At 43.2% G+C, this 19,520-nt stretch carries 20 protein-coding genes; 6 read left to right on the top strand and 14 right to left on the bottom strand.

What is annotated here, in order from left to right; all coding sequences use genetic code 11:
- Positions 1-4 precede the first annotated feature (4 nt).
- From MKY24_RS26415 to MKY24_RS26395, 5 genes are all read right to left on the bottom strand, one after another.
- Positions 5-523 carry a DUF1036 domain-containing protein gene (locus MKY24_RS26415; protein ID WP_339202416.1) on the bottom strand — a complete coding sequence of 173 codons (519 nt, stop codon included), beginning with the start codon at positions 521-523 and terminating at the stop codon, positions 5-7.
- An 80-nt stretch (positions 524-603) separates the two neighbouring features.
- Positions 604-2,112, bottom strand: a complete 1,509-nt coding sequence (locus MKY24_RS26410; protein WP_339201171.1) for an aminotransferase class V-fold PLP-dependent enzyme — start codon at positions 2,110-2,112, stop codon at positions 604-606.
- A gap of 134 nt (positions 2,113-2,246) precedes the next feature.
- Entirely contained in the window at positions 2,247-2,723 is a 477-nt protein-coding gene (locus tag MKY24_RS26405; RefSeq protein WP_023991039.1) for a DsrE/DsrF/DrsH-like family protein, read from the bottom strand.
- Between the two features lie 125 nt (positions 2,724-2,848).
- A complete protein-coding gene (locus MKY24_RS26400) occupies positions 2,849-3,664 on the bottom strand; it encodes an NAD(P)H-binding protein (RefSeq protein WP_339201170.1) in 816 nt (271 codons plus the stop codon).
- 67 nt (positions 3,665-3,731) lie between these two features.
- Entirely contained in the window at positions 3,732-4,178 is a 447-nt protein-coding gene (locus MKY24_RS26395) for a MarR family winged helix-turn-helix transcriptional regulator (RefSeq protein WP_023991037.1), read from the bottom strand.
- 233 nt (positions 4,179-4,411) lie between these two features.
- Here MKY24_RS26395 and MKY24_RS26390 point away from each other — a divergent pair, with 233 nt between their 5' ends.
- Both MKY24_RS26390 and MKY24_RS26385 read left to right on the top strand, forming a co-directional pair.
- The gene (locus MKY24_RS26390) at positions 4,412-5,374 is read left to right on the top strand and encodes a radical SAM protein (protein ID WP_028540917.1); all 963 of its coding nucleotides are present in this window, start codon (positions 4,412-4,414) and stop codon (positions 5,372-5,374) included.
- A gap of 162 nt (positions 5,375-5,536) precedes the next feature.
- On the top strand, positions 5,537-6,511 hold the full coding sequence (locus tag MKY24_RS26385; protein WP_076156709.1) for an aldo/keto reductase family protein: 975 nt from the start codon (positions 5,537-5,539) through the stop codon (positions 6,509-6,511).
- Between the two features lie 80 nt (positions 6,512-6,591).
- Here the strand turns inward: MKY24_RS26385 and MKY24_RS26380 are convergent, their stop codons facing one another.
- The 5 genes from MKY24_RS26380 to MKY24_RS26360 all read right to left on the bottom strand — a co-directional run bounded on the left by MKY24_RS26380 (position 6,592) and on the right by MKY24_RS26360 (position 11,662).
- Positions 6,592-6,987: a hypothetical protein gene (locus MKY24_RS26380; RefSeq protein WP_025719181.1), complete on the bottom strand. Its 396-nt coding sequence runs from the start codon at positions 6,985-6,987 to the stop codon at positions 6,592-6,594.
- Positions 6,988-7,175: 188 nt separating this feature from the next.
- Positions 7,176-9,116 carry an ABC transporter permease gene (locus MKY24_RS26375; protein ID WP_076156705.1) on the bottom strand — a complete coding sequence of 647 codons (1,941 nt, stop codon included), beginning with the start codon at positions 9,114-9,116 and terminating at the stop codon, positions 7,176-7,178.
- Entirely contained in the window at positions 9,106-9,867 is a 762-nt protein-coding gene (locus MKY24_RS26370; protein ID WP_053326448.1) for an ABC transporter ATP-binding protein, read from the bottom strand. Before MKY24_RS26370 ends, MKY24_RS26375 begins: the two co-directional genes overlap by 11 nt.
- 102 nt (positions 9,868-9,969) lie before the next feature.
- Positions 9,970-10,974, bottom strand: coding sequence for a sensor histidine kinase (locus MKY24_RS26365; protein ID WP_076156702.1), 1,005 nt, complete (start codon positions 10,972-10,974; stop codon positions 9,970-9,972).
- On the bottom strand, positions 10,967-11,662 hold the full coding sequence (locus MKY24_RS26360) for a response regulator transcription factor (protein WP_076156699.1): 696 nt from the start codon (positions 11,660-11,662) through the stop codon (positions 10,967-10,969). The genes MKY24_RS26365 and MKY24_RS26360 overlap by 8 nt, the downstream gene beginning before the upstream one ends.
- Before the next feature lie 187 nt (positions 11,663-11,849).
- Here MKY24_RS26360 and MKY24_RS26355 point away from each other — a divergent pair, with 187 nt between their 5' ends.
- Positions 11,850-12,479 carry a YfbR-like 5'-deoxynucleotidase gene (locus MKY24_RS26355; protein WP_023991029.1) on the top strand — a complete coding sequence of 210 codons (630 nt, stop codon included), beginning with the start codon at positions 11,850-11,852 and terminating at the stop codon, positions 12,477-12,479.
- Between the two features lie 203 nt (positions 12,480-12,682).
- Here MKY24_RS26355 and MKY24_RS26350 read toward each other — a convergent pair whose 3' ends face one another.
- Positions 12,683-13,867, bottom strand: a complete 1,185-nt coding sequence (locus MKY24_RS26350) for a copper amine oxidase (RefSeq protein ID WP_023991028.1) — start codon at positions 13,865-13,867, stop codon at positions 12,683-12,685.
- Positions 13,868-13,983: 116 nt separating this feature from the next.
- Between MKY24_RS26350 and MKY24_RS26345 the strand changes: the two genes are divergently transcribed.
- Positions 13,984-14,475 carry a hypothetical protein gene (locus MKY24_RS26345; protein ID WP_076156697.1) on the top strand — a complete coding sequence of 164 codons (492 nt, stop codon included), beginning with the start codon at positions 13,984-13,986 and terminating at the stop codon, positions 14,473-14,475.
- Between the two features lie 53 nt (positions 14,476-14,528).
- On the opposite strand, the gene MKY24_RS26340 is transcribed toward MKY24_RS26345, so the two are convergent.
- A complete protein-coding gene (locus MKY24_RS26340) occupies positions 14,529-15,236 on the bottom strand; it encodes a phosphodiester glycosidase family protein (protein ID WP_023991026.1) in 708 nt (235 codons plus the stop codon).
- A 240-nt stretch (positions 15,237-15,476) separates the two neighbouring features.
- Here MKY24_RS26340 and MKY24_RS26335 point away from each other — a divergent pair, with 240 nt between their 5' ends.
- Positions 15,477-16,463, top strand: a complete 987-nt coding sequence (locus MKY24_RS26335; protein WP_076156694.1) for an aldo/keto reductase — start codon at positions 15,477-15,479, stop codon at positions 16,461-16,463.
- A gap of 85 nt (positions 16,464-16,548) precedes the next feature.
- Here the strand turns inward: MKY24_RS26335 and MKY24_RS26330 are convergent, their stop codons facing one another.
- Both MKY24_RS26330 and MKY24_RS26325 read right to left on the bottom strand, forming a co-directional pair.
- Positions 16,549-17,172: a GPR1/FUN34/YaaH family transporter gene (locus MKY24_RS26330; RefSeq protein WP_023991024.1), complete on the bottom strand. Its 624-nt coding sequence runs from the start codon at positions 17,170-17,172 to the stop codon at positions 16,549-16,551.
- Positions 17,173-17,290: 118 nt separating this feature from the next.
- Entirely contained in the window at positions 17,291-18,490 is a 1,200-nt protein-coding gene (locus tag MKY24_RS26325) for a glycosyl hydrolase family 28-related protein (RefSeq protein WP_339201169.1), read from the bottom strand.
- 295 nt (positions 18,491-18,785) lie between these two features.
- Here MKY24_RS26325 and MKY24_RS26320 point away from each other — a divergent pair, with 295 nt between their 5' ends.
- On the top strand, positions 18,786-19,514 hold the full coding sequence (locus tag MKY24_RS26320) for a YheC/YheD family protein (protein ID WP_053326440.1): 729 nt from the start codon (positions 18,786-18,788) through the stop codon (positions 19,512-19,514).
- Positions 19,515-19,520 lie beyond the last annotated feature (6 nt).

Raw genomic sequence — 19,520 nt, 5'->3', positions numbered from 1 at the left:
AATTTTATTCTCTATTCTTTGTCCGTTTTTTATGCGAGATGCGTTTCTGTAATTGAGGCTTTCCTTGTTTTAGTCTCTTAGGTGTTGCAGGAACTCTGCGCAAAATAGGTTTCTCTTGGGTTGCTTTGGAAGGCAATGTCATGCGGAGTGTGGATGATGCAGGTTTTCTTTGACTGCTGCTCGTTACAAAGTTGATGGTGTAGTCCAAGACGAACGGACTAACTGCGATTCTCCGCAGTCCCACGCTTCTACAAGTGGTACAGCCTGTATCCCAGCACCAATTGAAGGCATTTTCAGGAACTTGAGTGAAATATGAACCCCGCCATTCGCGTCCAAAATCATCTTCAGCGTAGTAAAAGAACGTATTACCTCCTGCGAAGCCGCTCCAAACCTGAATAGTCTGTCCGGGGTTAACACGGTACCAGCCTGCTTTAGAGTAGTTAACAGGAGTACAGCTGAAGTCCGGGTAGGCAAAGACTACAAAGATAGCTGCACTAGTACTGTTGCGAAAATTGAGACCCATTGTCGTCACTTCTTTCCTCATATAGTAATTTACAGTGTATCCTATGAGAATTTTGAAAGAAGGGAACGGACAGGAGTCTCTTAATCGCTGAAATTGAACCATTTGCTGATGTCTATTTTGTGATGTTCATGCATAGATCGCCATTCGTTTGATTCTGGTTGATAGGTATAATCTTTTTGCCAGGTCATGATGTTTTCCACGATTGCCCGTATGGAAGAGGCGATATAGGAGACTTCCTGATTCGTCATCATGGGATGGAGCGACAGACGCACCCAGCCCGGTTTTCGAGATAAGTCTCCCGCATGGATCAGGTCTGTCATTTGTTTAGATGTTTGCTGGTCGATGCCCAGCAAATAATGTCCGTAGGGGCCTGCACAAGAGCAGCCGCCCCGGACCTGAATGCCAAACCGATCATTCAATAGTTTCACAATCAGGTTATAGTGAATATGGCCGACAACGAAAGAAACGATTCCCATTCGTTCTTGGCTACTTCTTCCTAAAATGTGTAGGTCTGGTATGGTACTCAAGCTCTTTAGTAATAGAGATGTCAGTTCCTTTTTGCGCTCCAACAGGCGCTTCTGTCCCATTTGTTCCTTCAGCCGAATGCAGAGCGCCGTTCGAACGGCCTGTAGAAAGGCAGGCGTCCCTCCATCCTCACGGGCTTCAGTATTCTCTTTATACTCGTATCCACCCCAAGGATTGGTCCAGCTAACTGTGCCCCCTCCTGGCTGATCTGGAGCACAATTGAGGCACAGCCTCGAATCCATAATTAAAACGCCGCTTGTACCGGGACCCCCAAGAAATTTGTGGGGTGAAAATACAATCCCGTCCAGTTTCTCAAGGGGATCTGTGCGGTGCATGTTGATCTCGGTATAAGGTGCGCTTGCCGAAAAATCAACGAAACAAACGCCGCCATGTTCGTGCATTTTGCGGGCTAGCTGGTAAATCGGCACTTCGAACCCTGTAACATTGGAGCAGGCGGTAAAGGCGCCGATTTTGATAGGGCGATGCCGGAATTGAAGCAGCAGTCGTTCGAGATGAGTTGGATCGACCATCCCGCCAGGACCTGGAGGAAGACACACAACGTCTCCAATGGTTTCTGCCCAGGAAATATGATTGGAGTGGTGCTCCATGTGTGTAACGAAAATAACGGGACGTTCTTTTTCGGCGATGGGGTAGAGGGGCTTTAATTTTTCATGTATTTTCAATCCTAGCAGTCGCTGAAGCTTATTCACTGCACCTGTCATACCGGACCCGGCAAACAGGATGATATCATGTTCATTGGCATGAACGTGGCTTTTAATGATTTGTTTCGCTTCTTCATAGGCTTGGGTCATCAGAGTACCTGTCAAATTAGACTCCGTATGCGTGTTCGCCACAAAAGGGCCTAATTCATTAGCTATTTTCGACTCGATGGGTCCATACAGACGGCCGCTGGCTGCCCAATCCGCATAAATCAGCTTTTTTTGCCCATATGGAGATTCAAAGGTCTGGTGATATCCGATTGTACTTTCACGATACCTTTGGAAATAAGCCTCGTTAGAAGGCTGATACCTACAATTACTGCTTCCAATTCGAGCCATGAGCATACGGCGCCTCCCAAGTCGTTCTGTCTTCTTAGGGTACGTAGGTAGGCCCGAATAGGTTAAAAAAAATAGGCGAGTGTCATCATTTAGTCACAATAAAGGCCTCATCCAACAGCCGGATAAGGCGCAAGTTTATCTTATATAAACAACTGCATATCGGATTCGAGCGCATCTTTTAAATACGTTTTGGCCTCGATAATTTCCAGTTCAGGTATAAATTCTTCCGGTTTAAAGCCCATAATATCGACCGATAGCTTACAGGCATAAAATTTCACATTTTTCTTCCGTGCTCCTTTCAAGAAATGAATGAGCTTCGGGGCTTCGTTATCTTCGATCATTTCCGTCAGCATCAGCTTGCCAAGGCCGCTAAAATTCATTTTGGATAATGGCAACTCTTCGGGTCCTTTTGGAGTCATCCAGCCCATGATTTTTTCATAAATCGTCTTGTCCTCAAACGTCATCTTGTCAGGATCACGAACCAGAAATAGTCCCCAGAACGCAAAAAACATCGTCACATCCACGTCCAATTCCCGCGCTGTATTTGCCAGAATCAGTCCAGCCATTGCCTTATCATAATCGCCGCTGAACATAAGCAGATTCATCCTTTTATCCACAATTCCCGCCTCCATTACCAACAGATATATTCAGTATGGATTTGGGAATGAGAAGTATGCCCAGTTCACATATCGCTCACAATTTATGGAGTGGGTGTTGGTAAGAAAATTTTTAGCGTTGCTTTTCATGTGGAGATAAAGGGCCGGATGCTTTCTTTCAGTGAAGTGAGCGGACCACTGATCAACTGTTCCAAATCATCCGACGTGGAGCGCGTATCTATTTTGCCCAAAAACCCAAATATCCAATTTTTGATTTGGGGGTCTTGACGGAGGGAGACGGATCTGCCTGTAAGCTCGGTCAAAGCTGCTGTTAAATCTGAAAAGGTCCAGGGACTGGAGGAGACAAATTCATATTTCTTGTTCTTATGGCGGTCTGGATCGGATAGCACTGCTGCGATCCCTCTGGCAAGATCCCAACGCGTGACGGTGTTAAATTTCCACTCTCCAGGGTAAATATCGAGTGCGCCCTTCGCTATGGCGGCGTTCAGGTCGAGAGTTTTGACAAAATCGGTATATAATGCATTCCGTAGAAAAGTGTAAGGAATTCCGGTGGTGCAAATGGCGTGTTCTGTAGCCAAATGCAGATTGGAGAGGGGGATAGAGCTGGCTTCAGAAAAGGCAAAGCTGGTGTATAAAATGTGTTCTAATTTACATTTTTTAGCTACTTCTATGATATGAGTATGTTGACGAATACGAATCGTATCGTCGGGATGTGAACTTGAAATCAACAACAGTTGGGAAGCACCCGCGAATGCTTGCTCAAGCGAATCGGGTTGATCGTAGTCACCTAATCGTACTGTAATTCCCTGTGCCTCATAGTGTTTTCCGGTTTCAAGGTGGCGAACACAAGCGGTAATTTCATGAGGTGAGACTTTTTGAAGGAGCTGTTGTATGATTAGGCTCCCCAATTGACCATTGGCTCCAGTAATAACGATCGACATGGAATATCATCCTTTTTATACAAATGGGATTTTAGTTTAGGGCTTAACCAATTGAGTAGAAAAGCCGTTACGTCCTCTTTAATTTGTTGAGCAGGGAAAGGAGCTGCTTCAATTCCTGATCATTCAACACCTGCATTTTTTCCGCAATCCTCTGCCGGTTTTCGGGTAAATTACACAGCAGAAGGCTTTGCCCTTCGCTTGTTATAGAAATTACCGATTTTCTACCGTCCATGGGATGGCCTTCCCGGCGAATGAATCCTTCGTTTTCGAGCGGGGTGAGCAGCAGGCTAATATTTGATTTGGTGACACCGATCCTTTGGGCGAGCACAGATGGGAGAATTGTACCTCCTTCCTTCATGATTTCAACTAGAATTCGAATTCTGGCTCCATTGGTTCCCTTCGAATGCCAGTATTTTTCTGAGACATCAACTAATCCGGCTGTCGTTTCCACCAGTGAAAAGAAAACCAGAGAATGCAGCGGCAAATCAAGTACATAATCCTGTAGGTCTTTCAAACGATCACCACCATAAATGTAGTTAATGGCTTAACTAATATGAATTTACTAAAGTTCGGCAGTACTTGTCAAATTAATTTTTTCAGCGCTGATAGGAGGATTCCAAGGCCGTTACCGCTATGGTATCTGTTTGGCCCCACCGTTACCAATGTCATATCTACAAACCGCTCCTATTCTGTATAATCTCAAGGGAATTCAAGACATAAGCCTGAGATCGGGAGGATCATGAGAAAGTGAGTATAGACAACAAATATAAAGCACTTGAGCTGGAAAAGCCGGGCATCTACGAGCTGGAGGGACTGGAAGTCGGGGTCACCTCTAATTGCAACTTCAAGTGTGATTACTGCTGCGCGTATCAGCGGAACGATGGGCAATGCATTAGCAGCAAAGAGGTCATTGATATTATTGATGATATTCCAACGTTAAAACGTGTGCGACTGTCCGGGGGAGAAGTGACCTTGAAGTATGAGGATTGTCTGGACATTGTGGCTCACTGCTCAAGCAAGGGCATCGCTACGCAGCTCAATACCAATGCCAGCTTGCTCAGCCCTGAACGAATTGAGAAACTACGTGATGCAGGACTTTCCAACATTCATATCTCTTTCAACTTCACGGATGCCGATAAATATGCAACCTATTATCATGTTCATCCTCGCATGTATGAGAAAATCGTTCAAAATATCCGATTATGTACCGAAGCCAAGCTGGAAACGGTGCTGGAGACGTTGCTGTTTGCGGAGACGCAGAACAACATGCCAGCGATTAGCGAAAAGGTATATGAACTCGGTGTGCGCATCCATGAAATCCAAAACAGCATTGTGATGGATCATACGAACTGGAATGCTATTTCCACCAAGGAAGCGCTCGTCCGTTCCGTTCATGACCTGATTGCACATAAAAAAGATGATACTGTGTTGTATTTCACCTGTATGGACCGTTTTGCAGAAGCGCTGGGCTTCAAGGAACAGCCTGGTGTTTATTTTTCCAACTGTGTTGATGGTAAAAAACAGCTCCATCTTCACGGGAACGGGGACATCCTGATCTGTGAGCTATGCCATCCTGTGGTCATCGGCAATATTTATAATGGAACATCCCTAAAGGATATTTACAAAAATAAACCGAAGCAGCTTCAGGAGTTTCTCGACAAACTGCCTTGTCCCGCATATGATGCGCTTTTTCCTGTAGGAAGCAAGTAAATATGATTTGAGATTGTGAGGCTATAAGCATCTACCACCCTAACAGTTAGGGTGGTAGATATCCTTCATATAACTCCATGAGTCCTTTATCAATGATTTTAATGAAAGGGTTTACATGTTAAAATATAAAAATATGATCTTCTTATGAAAGAAGGAGTAGATATGAAATATAGAAATGTAGGCAACAGTGGTCTTAAAATTAGTGAAATCGGTCTGGGTAGCTGGTTAACGTACGGTACAGCTGCCGAGCAGGAAGCAGCTCATACCTGTATTGCCAAAGCCTTTGAACTCGGGATTAATTTCTTTGATACCGCGAACGCGTATAACCGGGGAGAAGGCGAGAAGGCTATGGGAGCTGCCTTGAAGCCTTATCGAAGAGAGAGCTATGTGTTATCTACCAAGGTGTACTTCCCTATGGATTCTGGTCCCAATGACAGGGGACTGTCACGCAAGCACATTATGGAGCAATGTGAAGCGAGTCTGAAGCGTCTTGGCACGGATTATATCGACATGTACTTCTGTCATCGTTATGATTCGGGTACTCCTTTGGAAGAGACGCTGCGAGCGCTCGATGACCTTCAGGCTCAGGGTAAGATTCTGTACGCTGCTGTCAGTGAATGGAGTGCTGCCCAGCTCACGGATGCCTATGGGATTGGAAAAAGGCTGAATTTGCGGCCACTGATTGCCAATCAGCCAATCTATAATATGTTCGAACGTTATATCGAACATGAGGTACTTCCCGTATCCGGGCAGGTAGGTATCGGCCAAATTGTATTTTCGCCTCTGGCCCAAGGTATCCTCACGGGTAAATACAAGCCTGGACAACCTTTACCGACGGGCAGCCGCGGGGCTGATGCCTCTGTCAATAATGTCATCAGCAGTTACATGAACGATACCGTTCTAAACTGTGTCCAGGAGCTGGATAAGCTGGCGAAGGATTTGGGTATTACCCTGTCACAGCTCGCGCTTGCCTGGATTCTGAGAGAACCGGGTATCAGCGCTGCACTCATTGGGGCCACTAAACCGGCACAAATCGAAGAAAATGTAAAAGCAGTCGAAGTGACGCTGCAACCGGAGACATGCGTGGAAATTGAGCGGATTCTCAAGCAGGCAGAAGGTTTTGAACCTTTGCGTTAAGCATTCTAGCCTCTGTAGAGGGGAACCATTAATAAAAAAGTCTCACTCTTCCTGTCCTTAACAGAGAAGAGCGAGACTTTTTAACTTGCTTCAAGCATGGCATAAATACCTGAAACCACACTAAATACAATCCCGCTTACTAAAACAAGGATTTGCTTCTTACTGAGATCCAGCGGATCAAAAAAGATAGGCAACAGCCATTTTAGGCTGATGACAGCCCATAAGCCCTCCAGTAGACCTAGCAGCAACACCTTTTGTCCCCAGTGAAACTTCATTTGTGGTGTTAGCGGACCTTCAAGAAACAGGTCACCTGAAGTATGGAGATTCCAAGAAACAATAACTACGAATATAAGGAGAGTTAATAGGGTTGACATAATATAGGTGATATCTTTTTTAGCCTTTTTCGTGAGTTTCGGCGATCTTTTAAACTCAGGCAAGCCAATCAGGAAAAAGACGATTCCTACGATAATAGCCACGCCTACAGAGGAACCGAGTATGATATTGGCTACGATGCCGATGCCATTGATGATTAATAATAAAATAAGCTCTCCCCCTTTGGGGTTACGATGATAGTTATTTTATTGTACACATAGGAACGAAAATGCTCAAATATTTGGAAAAGCCCCAGCGCTTTCGCCTGGGGCTTTTTTTTGCTTTTTGCCGATTACAATGCTGATTTAATGACCTTTTTATAATACAGGATGGATAGTATCCCGAAAATGGAATATAAGGCGGTGTACAGCACCATAACGATGATCATAGGCATCCAAATTTCAGTTCCAAACAAGAACCAGCCAGATTGAACGGCGAAATAGCTATGTGAAAGGCCAATTACTAGTGGAATGCCGAAGTTAAAGAGTTGTTTTATTTTAATGCCTCTAAGCAGGTCACTTTGAGTGAACCCTAACTTTCTTAACACGGTGTAATTGGCTTTTTCGTCTTCGCTCTCATCCATTTGCTTAAAATAAAGGATGCAGCCTGATGTAATGAGAAAGGTCAGTCCTAAAAAGCCAACTACAAACATGATCACTCCCATGTTCCGCTTCTGATTGCTGCTCATTTCAAGGCGTGATGTTTGTTGATCATTAAAATTCGCAGCTGTAAAGAGACGATCGGCTTCTTTGATCTGTTCTGTATTTATCATATCAATTCCAATATATAAGGATGACTTCTTTTGAATCTCAGGATTTGCATCTTTCTTTAGCCGCTCAAAGATACTTTCGTCTACAATGACAGTGGGTAATCCACCGGCTGTGAAATAGTAGGGAATCACGTACTCCTTTTTTAGACCCACATATTGTTGGTGTATGACTTCCTTATTTCCCTTCAAATCCAATGGACCTGAGTTTTTCAAGGACATGAATTTCTGTAACAAATCATTATAGCCTGTTAAAATCGTTTGGCCTGGAGATACATCCGTACCCTTCACAGATTGATCGCTTATGACAGGCAACGTCATGGAATTCGCACCGATATTTAATCCTTCCAGAGGAGTGTCCATAATTTGCGCTGTGTTCACGCTGACTTGGATAACTTCAATTTTCTTTTCTAGATACTTTATGTCATGCTCCTGAAGTAACGTTTTGAATTTCTCAGCATCCGGTACATTCGTCATTGCAAAATGGGAAGGCACATTGTCCTCAGCTGCTTGATCCGCAGAATAATAGGCGATATAGCTTAAGGAGAGTAAACCGATGGCAAGTGCCGATACCGTCGTAATAATGGTCAACAATAAAGCATTGGATTTCATGCGGAACATAATGGATGAGAGAGACAGCACCTCATTAATGTTCAAATAGCCGCCTTTACTTTTTCTGATGATATTGGAAATAAAGCGGATAGATCCTTTATAAAAAAGGAGTGTTCCGATGATGACAGTGCCCAAAATAAACACCATAGCCATAAATAACTCATTCATGGATGTAAAGTCTCCACCAAATAATTTGGAAGAAACATAGTATCCTAAAGCGATGAATGAAACTCCAATGATCCCGATGATCATCTCATAGATAGATATTTTTTTGATTTTCCCTTCGGTGGTTGAGGTTACTCTGAACAAAGACAAAATACTCTGTCTTTTGATAAAAGAATAATTCATGAGCATGATCAATAGATAGATGATACCAAAAACGATGAGTGTTTGAGTCAGTGCTTGGTTAGAGAAATATAAAGTGGCAATGGCTTCGACGCCCGTCGTCTTAAATAAAATCATGATCACTAATTTGGAAAAGGAAAATCCAACCCCAATTCCGATGAATAGTGAACTGAAGTATAGAATTAAGTTTTCAGCACTCAGGATGCGAAAAATTTTATTTTTAGTCATTCCGATCAATTGAAATAGGCCAATTTCTTTGCTGCGTCTTTTTATAAAGATATTATTAGCATACAAAAGGAAGATGCAGACAATGGCGACCAGTAAAACGGATGCTGCCCGTATGGAAGCTGCACCTTTAACAGAACCCTTCACTTCGTCCATGGAGGGATCGTATTGTAATGTGACGAAAGCGAAATAGAGCGCAACACTGAAAATGAGAGCAAAAACATAAAGGTAATAATTTTTCAGGTTTTTCTTCAAATTTTTTAGAATGAGCAGATTAATGTTCATATTGGACCCCGCCTAAGACCCCTTGGGTTTTCATGATATCCTGGAAAAAGCTTTGTCTTTCCTGCTCGCCTTTGTGAAGCTGCGTATACATTTGCCCATCTTTAATAAAAATGACCCGACTGCAATGGCTGGCTGCGACAGGATCATGCGTGACCATAATAATGGTGGCCTTGCGTTTTTGATTTAACTGGCCCAGCTTATTTAGTAAATCGGAAGCCGATTTGGAATCTAGCGCACCCGTAGGTTCATCGGCAAAAATAATACTGGGCTCATGAATAAACGCTCTGGCCGCAGATGTACGCTGCTTCTGTCCACCCGAAATTTCATTGGGGTATTTGTCCTTGAGCTCATAAATTCCCAGTTCTGTAGCTACTTCCTGAAATTTTTGGTTGGCTTCTTTTTTAGGGGTTTTGGTGATGGATAACGGTAAGAGGATGTTTTCCTTCACAGTTAGCGTATCCAGCAGATTATACTCTTGAAAAATAAAGCCTAAATGCTTTTTGCGAAATTCAGCCAGTTGCTTTTCTTTCATTTTCGTCATTTCGATATCATTGATTTTAATGGAACCTTGGCTCACTTTATCAATAGAGGAAAGAACATTCAGCAGTGTGGTTTTACCTGAGCCGGAGGCTCCCATAATACTGACAAATTCCCCTTCTTCAATGACGATATCTATTCCCTTCAAAACCTCCTGCATATTTAACTTATTACCGTAGCTTTTATGAATTTTATGGGCTTCTAAAATATTCACTTCGATGCACTCCTTATTGTTCTTGTAGCCTTATTATAAAAATAGAGCCGATGTTTTTCCTTTGATTGGGCGAACAATACATAAAAGCATGTGACATCTCTGTCACATGCTCACCATGCTCACAAAATCATTTCGTTTGGGAAAAATTAAAGTGAAGGTTGTACCCACATTCGGTTTGGAGTGCACATCTATATGTATGAGCAAGGACTGTGCTGCCTTTTTCGTTAAATATAACCCCATACCCGTTGAAGTGTGATCAGAATGTTGGGTTGTGGAGGTAAAACCTTTCTCGAAAATACGGGGTATATCCTTCGGATCAATACCGCGCCCAAAGTCTTGGACCTCAAGCTGTATTCGATCCCTTTGTACATAGCTATGAATGATAATATCACTGGCATCGCTATATTTGATGGCATTGGTTAAGAGCTGTCTGATGATAAAAGCCAGCCATTTGGCATCACTCAGCACTTCCATGTGCTCCAATTGGATGTCAAAACCGATCCCTTTTTGGATGCACCATGACTGTAATGCTTTGATTTCATTAAAAACCAGAGATTTTAAATTCACTTGCTCGACATACAGATCATTTTCAATAAAGGATATGCGTTTGTGATGGAGCTGCTGATCCAGCAGTAAGTGGATTCGTAGCCATTCATAGGTTAGCTGAGCTTTTAGGGGCTTATCGTCCAACCGCTCAATCATCAAATGCATGGTGGTCAAAGGTGTTTTTACCTCATGAATCCAGGATAATAATTCATCTTTTTCATGTTCAAGTGTCAATTGATTTTGCGAGATGATCTGTTGTAACCGTACGGTCTGGTCAGTGATTTTTTGTTCAATGATTTGCTCAAACGGACTCTCCGGTTCGCCTATACCCGTTAGTTCAAGAGGGCTCTCCCATTCTTCTAGTGTGGTATAGAATTTGGTTTCCTTGGGATAGCGAATGATTAAAAAAACCAAGAAAATCATCATAGATAAGAAGACGATATAAAGAATCGGCATTAACGGAATTGCTGCATCCACATAAGCAATGAACAGGATCAGGAATTGCTGACACACAAACAGTAGAATCCAGCTCCGCCTCTCTATAAGGTATTTTTTAATCATAGGCAGGTGCCTCTTCTGTAGCCATATAGCCTTGTCCGACTTTCGTTTCAATGAAACGGCCCAAATCCAGCTCGTCTAATTTTTTACGCAGGCGGTTCAAGTTGACGGTCAGGGTATTGTCGCTGACAAAACGTTCATCATCCCAGAGGCTTTTAATTAATTCCTCTCGTGCGACAATTTTATTTTTTTGTTCAATCAGCAGCTTCAAAATAAAAATCTCGTTCTTGGTTAATTCGATGGAGCCAGTCCCATTGGCTACTACGTTTTTTTCATAATCGACCGTCGCTCCACGCCATGTTTTCAGAGAGACAGGCTCTGTATTGTAATTATATACGCGGCGAAGTGTCGCCTGTAATTTTGCAATGAGTACATCAAAATGAAACGGTTTTTGGATAAAATCATCCGCGCCAAGCTGCATCGACATCACCATATCCGTAGGATGATCCCGTGATGATAAGAAAAGAATGGGCACGTTAGAGTGGGATCGAATCATTCGACACCAATGAAACCCATCAAATTTCGGCAATTGAATATCTATCACGACCAGGTCAGGCTTTATCGTTGTGAATTCCTGAATGACTTTATTAAAATCCTGGATGCCATACACATCATAGTTCCATTGAGTTAACCGATCCTTCATTTCATGGAACAAAGTTTCATCATCTTCAATTAGTAGGATTTTGAACAACGATTTCACCACTTTAACCTTTTTTTAGGATTTTGCAACTCCCCTTTTATAAAGTGTATAGCAAAAATTGTATATGTGCTACATGTGTGGATTCAACTTGATACTGCGATAATCTGCTGTTAATAGTTGAGGTTTATAGTGGGGTTTATATTGACTATCTCATATATGTTAAAGGATGGATGCAATGATGGGAATTCACACGTATTTTCGGTCGCTAAATGAGCTGGAAAGAATCATCCGTTGTCCGGGTAAGTTTAAATTCGAGGAACACAGCGTATCGGCACATTCTTGGAAAGTAGTACAATACGCTAAAACGCTGGCTGATATTGAAGAGAGAAATGGTGTCAGTATTGACTGGAAAAAGCTATACGAGATTACGAGCAGTCACGATTACGGGGAAATTTTTATTGGGGACATCAAAACGCCTGTTAAGCATTCCTCTAAGGAACTACGATTATTAATCCAGCAGGTCGAAGAAGGTATGATTGAGTATTTTATTGAAGAGAATATTCCCGAGGATTTTAAAGCTATTTTTCGCAAACAGTTACGTGAAGGCAAAGATAATTCAGTAGAAGGTTTGATCCTTGAAGTTGCTGACAAGATGGATCAGGTGTACGAAGCATTTGCCGAACTACAGCGGGGAAATACTGAAAAAGAATTTATAGTCATGTATCGTAATGCGCTTGTGAAAATCAAGAATATTCAGTTACACTGTGTTGATTATTTTTTGGAAAATATCCTGCCCGATATGGTCAAGGAAGAAACGCCTTCATCCATTGATATCAAAAAGATTACGGAAGAAGCCTTAGCTCTGTAAATGAATTTCCCTACCGTCCAGAAGCTACTGAAGCGCTTCTGTTCATACATAATCATAGTTTTATTTGTAATAAAGCAGCTCTAAATGAAAATAAAAAGCAATGAGGGCAGTTGATTGGACTGCCCTTATTGCTTTTTTGGGGTTGGAAAAAACGGAGGGCTAAGCGTATTCCTTAAACAATTTATTAAGGATAAGAATATTGGTTATTCCGAAAAAGGATTTGGGAAATTCGTTTTCGTGGCAGCATATTGTTCCTTGGTGCTACCGATTCCCAGTTCGCCGTTTTTGTTATATCCCCAGGACCAAACCGTCCCATCGGCTGTCAAAGCATGGGAGTGGGTTCCTGCTGCACTGAATGCTACTACATCGGTTAGTGGCGTGTTTGTGTCATCTACAACTTGGGATGGGACTTTAACAGAAAATACATCGGTCCCGTCACCTACCTGTCCCTCATTATTGGTTCCCCAGCCCCAAAGAGTTCCATCATTTTTAAGTGCAAAAGTTTGAGTTTTGCCTGCTTTCAGTCTACTTACATTGGAAACATTGATCAATACGGGTGATCTTCTAAAAGTAGAGGTTCCATCCCCAAGCTTTCCAGAAGTGTTACTCCCGGAAGCATATACTTCTCCGCTGTTCGTTAGTACATAAATGCGGTCAGCTCCGGCAGTAAAAGTTTTGATATCATCAATTCGATATTGAACAGGGGTAAGCTGGTTTTCTTTGTCATCCTGCCCCAGTGCGCCGTCATAACCACGTCCCCATACCCATAGCTGATTATTTTTGTCCAGGGCTGCGCCAAAACTGTCACCAGCATCAATGGATACAATATCTTCTAAACCTTGTACCTGAACAGGCTTAACGGAAAAGGCGGAAACTCCTTTTGTGCCAATCCCCAGCTGTCCAAAGTTGTTTTCTCCATAAGCCCACACTGTGCCGTCATTTTTGAGCGCAAGCGTAAATTGACCTCCTGCTCTCACTTCCTTAACATTATCAATATATTTGTTTTTAACAGGTACTCTTGCCGTGTCCCTCTTATTCCCTGTCCCTAGTTCGCCGTAACTTGCAAACCCCCAAGACCAGATGGTTCCGTCTTTTTTGAGCAAAGTTGAATGCAAATCACCAGCATCAATCATTGCGATGTCGGATACATCTGCTTGCATTGGGCTTGTTTTATTATTCCCTCCGCCAGCGCCTACGCCGAGCTTGCCATCACTGTTACTTCCCGTTGCATAAAATGAAGATCCATCTTCCATGGCCAGGAAAGCGTTAGTGGTCCCTGCCGAGAGCAAATGATCGTAATTTACAGTAGAATCAGCGCTTGCCGTAATAGAGCTTCCTACTAAAAGTGTTGATGCAGCGAGAGCTACCAAACTGAGTTTTTTTAACATATAATTGCACACCTTTCAAAATGTAATGGATAAATACAGACTAAAGCAACCAAATTGTTCCTGTCCGCGTCTTAATAGTGAACATATTCTATAAACCAGATTAGGGAGGATCACTTATGAAAAATAGAGTTTCTGCCCTTGTCCTTGTCTTGCTTGCGGCAGCATTACTGCCTGCATGTTCTACAACAGAATCGGCTACGCCGGTTAACGAATCTAATGGAGCGGTGGCTCAATCTATTTTTGACTTAGTCCGTCTGGAAAGCACAACGGTATACACAGGGCGTGCCAAAATCGAAAGTATTGAAAGAATTGAAAAAGAAGTAGAACAACCCTTAGCAGCCCCCACCATGGACTATTTGGTCCGATTTGAACAGCCTGTTCAATTTGCTAAAGAACTACCCCAAAGTGATGATCCAACGGAAAAACCTATCCAATCGGTCTATATATCTGTCCCAGATACACATATTTATAAGCAGATGGATGGTCAGCGGAGGCAATTAATCAATCCAGCAGAATTACAGGTAGGGCAACCGATTGAAGTTTCTTATGTGTATCCTGTAACACCTGTTTTCCTAGCATTGGAAATGGTCGTGCTGGATGAATTGTAGAGGAGGCCGGTAAGGCCTCCTTACTCCTATACAAGCACGTTATATCATAGGGCTTAGGTGATATTAATGAGTTTTACCATGTTGTAGATATAACGTGTTTGCTCATACTTAACCATAGTGCCTGCAGAGTTCTTAACTTGAATACCGGACGAGCCTCCACCATCAAGAAGAATGGCTTCAAAGCAATCCTGTTTAATAAAATAATTGCGAAGTTGTTTCAGTGTCGCATTTTCATGAACAACCAGGTAGACCTGCCAAACATTATTTACGACCTTGAAGCCCAGGCCAGTTCGCCCGGTGGAATCGGTGTATCGCAACGTTCCGTTCAAATCAAATTTTTCAATATCTTTTAAATCCTCAAGCCATGCTTCTTCCTCTTTCTTCAGCGACAGGCTACCGCCGCTAATAATAGACTTATACGTAATCGAAGTCCCCATTTGTTTTTTGAGATCCGTCACACTTGAAGCACGGGTAATCCCTATTTTCGTTTTGTTGCTCTCCGTGTATACAAATGCTGTACCACGGCTATTCCCTTTGGCATTCGCCTTAGTATCATGGGTATTATTAGGTGTGACCGCGATAGACAAACACTCGGTCGGCGCCTTTGTTGTGCTGATTGGGTTAAAGAAGCCCCCATTAATCCCGTAATCGGTTTGCTGTGTGATCCGGCTTCGAATATTTTTATTTTGAATATTCGAAGCTGGGGTGATGATAACATGGAAACCATCGGACGTTTTGGTGTAAGAGTAGTTTGCTGGCATGTTAAACCTCCAATTGGATTATTTTGAAACCGAACCTCGCGCGATAATTCGTTTCTCATATATATAGGAAATTTACAGCTGCCTCTTACAACCCGGAAATCAAATTTTTCTAAAAAATTTTGAAATAGCATATACAAGACAATGCTTGACTTCAAGTTAACTTTAAGTAGTAATATACGGGATGTGACGTGGTGATTAGGAAATGCGATGACTATTCTGATAATTTAGGAGTGATAAAAATTGAAAAAGAAACAACTGGGTAACAGCGACCTTCAAGTATCTGCACTGGGTCTGGGCTGCATGGGAATGTCCGAGTATTACGGTGAGTTGAATGATCAGGAGTCGATCAAAACGCTTCATCGTGCGCTGGAGCTAGGGATAAACTTCTGGGATACTGCCGATGTCTACGGTGTGGGGAAAAATGAAAAACTGATTAGCCAAGTCCTGCGGAGCCACCGTGACGAAGTCGTATTGGCCACTAAATTTTCCATTATGCGCGGGGAAGATGGCGCATTTATGGGTGTAAGTGGCCGTCCTGAATATGTAAAAGAGGCATGTGATCGCAGCCTGCAAAGACTGGGTGTAGATGTGATTGATTTGTATTACCAGCACCGTGTCGATCCGAATGTACCTATCGAGGAAACGATTGGCGCGATGAGTGACTTGGTTCAGGCGGGAAAAGTCCGCTATTTGGGGCTGTCCGAAGCTTCTCCTGGGCTCATTCGACGCGCTCACAAGGTACATCCGATTACAGCGCTGCAAACGGAATACTCCTTATGGAGCCGGGAAGCGGAAGATGAAGTTATACCGACGTGTAAGGAGTTGGGTATCGAATTTGTGGCCTACAGTCCACTTGGACGCGGATTTTTGAGCGGGCAAATTCAGAAGTTTGATGATTTTGCAGAAGATGATTTCCGTCGCTCGGTGCCACGTTTCCAACCTGAGAATTTCCAGAAAAATCTGGACCTCGTGCAGCATGTTAAGGACCTTGCTGCCCAAAAAGGGGTCAAACCTTCTCAACTGGCGTTGGCATGGCTGCTTGCGCAGGAGGGAATTGTACCGATTCCAGGAACCAAGCGGGTTACGTATTTAGAGGAAAATGCAGGAGCAGTTGATGTGGTTTTGTCCGCAGAAGAAATGGAGACTATTAACGCAATTATCCCCAAAGGAATGGCAGCAGGCCTTCGCTATCCGGCAGAGCGGATGCCGAATTGGCAAGCTGAATAATTAAGATAGCATATTAATCCCAAAACAAAAGCCGTCCTTTACGCGGATCGGCGCGAAAGGCGGCTTTGTGGGTTTACATATACAGTTAAGGACGTGGCTTGAAAATGCCGAAAGGACGTCCGACGGGCAGGAATGTACGGTCAAAATGAGCATTCAGAACGGCAGCTCCTGTACCGTACAGTGAGAGTAGACCAATGCCCATTTCAGCATAAGCGGCGATGGTATGGAATATCTCTGGTGCAACGCCGAATGCATCGAAGCTAAGACCGAGGAACAGAAAATCAATCAACACAAAAATAAAGAATAGAACCTTATGCGTCTCCATCGCTCCAATGGTCATAAAGAGCGTAAAGATGAGATAGCCCGCAAAGGCAAAGCCGAGCTGCTTGCCGTCTACAGCAGACGCCAGCTCAGGGCCGAATACGCCCATTTTAATCATCCAGCTACTAGCTACGGCTAACCAGAAGAAGGCGTAAGCACCAAATGCCGTCATGCCGAAGGTATTGTTATGTTTTGCATCCTGAATGGAGGCAAACAGCTGCGCAAAAGCACCGAGAAATATAGCCCAAGGGATGATGAAGCTTAAGCCTTCGGTGAGACCAAGCTTTTGGGATGAAGCCACAAGCGTTACGATAGCCAAGCCAAACAGGCCGATCGCACTCGGATCGGCCGTTATGATTTTTACGTTAGAATGAGATTCGTTTTGCATGAAAAAATAGAAGCCTCCAATAATGTTCAAGTACGCGTCAATCTGCCGATGCCAGAATCACACTGACATATTGTAACGGAAACCGACGTACTCGCATAGTAGGTAATTCATAAAATTTCTACCGATTGCGGTTGCCTGTATTGACGTTATTACGCCCGCCTTCAATACTGACTGATTTACCTCTAGTATCTGTGATGTTGTCCTTAATTTCATTGGAGTTGGAATCGGTGACCCGTATTCCTATATTGGAGAACCCGGAGTATGTGGTCATCTCGTTACCAATAACTTTGTTGTTGTTTGCGTCAGCAAGGCGAATGACTGCCTCTGGAGTAAGTGAGGAATTGGTTTGAATAAATTCGTTGTCGGTAAACGTATTGCCATCCGATTGGACCAAAAGACCTTGCAAGGATGCATTTTTTACAGTATTTCCGTATACATTGTTACCTGTTGCTCCAGTCAAGACAAAGATCCCGCGCGGGTAATTTTCAATCACATTATTGTTTACAGTATTGTTGGCGCCATTATTAGGGATGCGAATGCCTGCGTATCCATCAGATTGATGGGTCTTGTTAATAATTTGGTTCCCAGTTACTGTCGTGTAGGTTGCGCGTGATAAATTGATTCCACTGCCGCCGCCCGAATTGGTAATCTGGTTATTCGTAATTTTGACGTTGCGGAACTCGCCTGCCGGAAAGCTCTCGTGTCCAGTGGCAATAGCATGTCCATTATTTCGGTCAAAGCGGCTGTTGGTAATCTCTGAATCTCTCGTTCTGCGAAGAAGGGCTCCGATCGTTGTATCGCAAATCTCCACGTGATCCAGCGTGAAGTGAGAGACGGCCATTTCCATAATAATACCGCCTACCTGACTTTCGCCACGGGCTTCACGGTTGGCACGGTCTGCATCAATGGTGAGATTAGATAACTTCACGTCTAGTCGGTCAGAATTGTTTCGTAGAATCGGATCGCCAACGACGTATTGGCTTTTAGACCCTGTCTTTTTGAAAATCGTTTTTCCCATTCCGTCACCGTTCAGGCTAACCCCGGCATATAAACGAATAGATTCGTCAACCAAGTATGTTCCTTTTGGAAAATAGATGGTTCCCTCCATTCCTCGGTCGTAGAAATACTTTAATGCATTCTGAATTTCCTTTGACTGTGAGGAATTCGAGTTGGCTTTAACACCAACATCCTTGGCATTAATTACATTGTCCGCAGCTCGGGCTACATGAATGTCTCCTGTAGAATTTTGAATAACGAACGCAATAATGGCTACGAGTAAGAAGCTAAACCTGACCTTCCGATTAAAGATATTTGACATGATACATATTCCTCCTAACAAAATAGTTGAATTAATTACATAATTACCCTTTATATTTTCAGTAAAAATGGGTTTTATTTCAAGTGCAGTGTGTGACAGCCTATTTTCTGTGGTCCGAACCCCGAGTCTGTCCGAAAGGGTGTTTCCAAGGGGGGCGTATTTATAACAGCTGGGACATGCCTTTTTGTGACATAAATCTTGGTTTCTAGCAGAGGTAGCGGCCCACGCAGAAGGGGATCTGGATGCATATGCATACTGTATGCGCAAAAACCCAAAAAGATAAGAGGGATGACTAGTGCCTATTGGAAAAATGAAAAAGCATAAAGAAATGTTGCAACATCCCGTTTTGCGTTCGCATTTACCTGAAACCCACTGGTTTACGGATTCAAGGACCTCGCGGATGCTGAATACTTATTCATCGGTCTTCATAAAACCCAATCACGGGAGTGGTGGCAGCGGGATCATCCGGGTCAAGAGATTGAAAAAAGGATATGAGGTTCGTAGCGGTTCAAGTCGAAAGTTTGTTGGATCTCGTTTTGTCTTAAAAGCAATTAAGTCATACCGGAAATCCAGACATCGGTATTTGGTACAGAAAGGACTTCGGTTGGCTAAGTACCACGGGTCGATTTTTGACACCAGGATATATTTACAGAAGCCAAGGGGGAAATGGGTTATTTCCGGGGTGGCTGCCCGTGTCGCGGCACCTCATAAGTATGTTACCAATTATCTTAAAGGAGGGCATGCAGTATCCTTGCACCGAGTGCTATTCAGCCTTTTTAAGCACAACCGCGCGAAAGCAGATGCCTATTTTCGTAGAATCTCCAAACTATCCGTCATTATTGCCAAAAAGATCAATGAACGGCATCCGGTTCGCGAATTGGGGGTTGATATTGCCATAGATAAAAAAGGTCATATTTGGATTATCGAGGCCAATTCACACCCAGGACATATGCTATTTACTCAATTTCCCGATCCTACTATGATCAACACCATCATGAGAAACAAGAGTCTTATTCGAAAGTAGATTCCA

The sequence above is a fragment of the Paenibacillus sp. FSL P2-0322 genome (assembly GCF_037975315.1).
GTDB lineage: Bacteria > Bacillota > Bacilli > Paenibacillales > Paenibacillaceae > Paenibacillus > Paenibacillus polymyxa_B.
This window is presented reverse-complemented; position numbering and strand designations above follow the sequence as displayed.

Coding starts and splice junctions, on each gene's coding strand:
- MKY24_RS26415 (WP_339202416.1), bottom strand. CDS start 523: ATGGGTCTCAATTTTCGCAACAGTACTAGTGCAGCTATCTTTGTAGTC.
- MKY24_RS26410 (WP_339201171.1), bottom strand. CDS start 2,112: ATGCTCATGGCTCGAATTGGAAGCAGTAATTGTAGGTATCAGCCTTCT.
- MKY24_RS26400 (WP_339201170.1), bottom strand. CDS start 3,664: ATGTCGATCGTTATTACTGGAGCCAATGGTCAATTGGGGAGCCTAATC.
- MKY24_RS26385 (WP_076156709.1), top strand. CDS start 5,537: ATGAAATATAGAAATGTAGGCAACAGTGGTCTTAAAATTAGTGAAATC.
- MKY24_RS26375 (WP_076156705.1), bottom strand. CDS start 9,116: ATGAACATTAATCTGCTCATTCTAAAAAATTTGAAGAAAAACCTGAAA.
- MKY24_RS26365 (WP_076156702.1), bottom strand. CDS start 10,974: ATGATTAAAAAATACCTTATAGAGAGGCGGAGCTGGATTCTACTGTTT.
- MKY24_RS26355 (WP_023991029.1), top strand. CDS start 11,850: ATGGGAATTCACACGTATTTTCGGTCGCTAAATGAGCTGGAAAGAATC.
- MKY24_RS26350 (WP_023991028.1), bottom strand. CDS start 13,867: ATGTTAAAAAAACTCAGTTTGGTAGCTCTCGCTGCATCAACACTTTTA.
- MKY24_RS26345 (WP_076156697.1), top strand. CDS start 13,984: ATGAAAAATAGAGTTTCTGCCCTTGTCCTTGTCTTGCTTGCGGCAGCA.
- MKY24_RS26340 (WP_023991026.1), bottom strand. CDS start 15,236: ATGCCAGCAAACTACTCTTACACCAAAACGTCCGATGGTTTCCATGTT.
- MKY24_RS26330 (WP_023991024.1), bottom strand. CDS start 17,172: ATGCAAAACGAATCTCATTCTAACGTAAAAATCATAACGGCCGATCCG.
- MKY24_RS26325 (WP_339201169.1), bottom strand. CDS start 18,490: ATGTCAAATATCTTTAATCGGAAGGTCAGGTTTAGCTTCTTACTCGTA.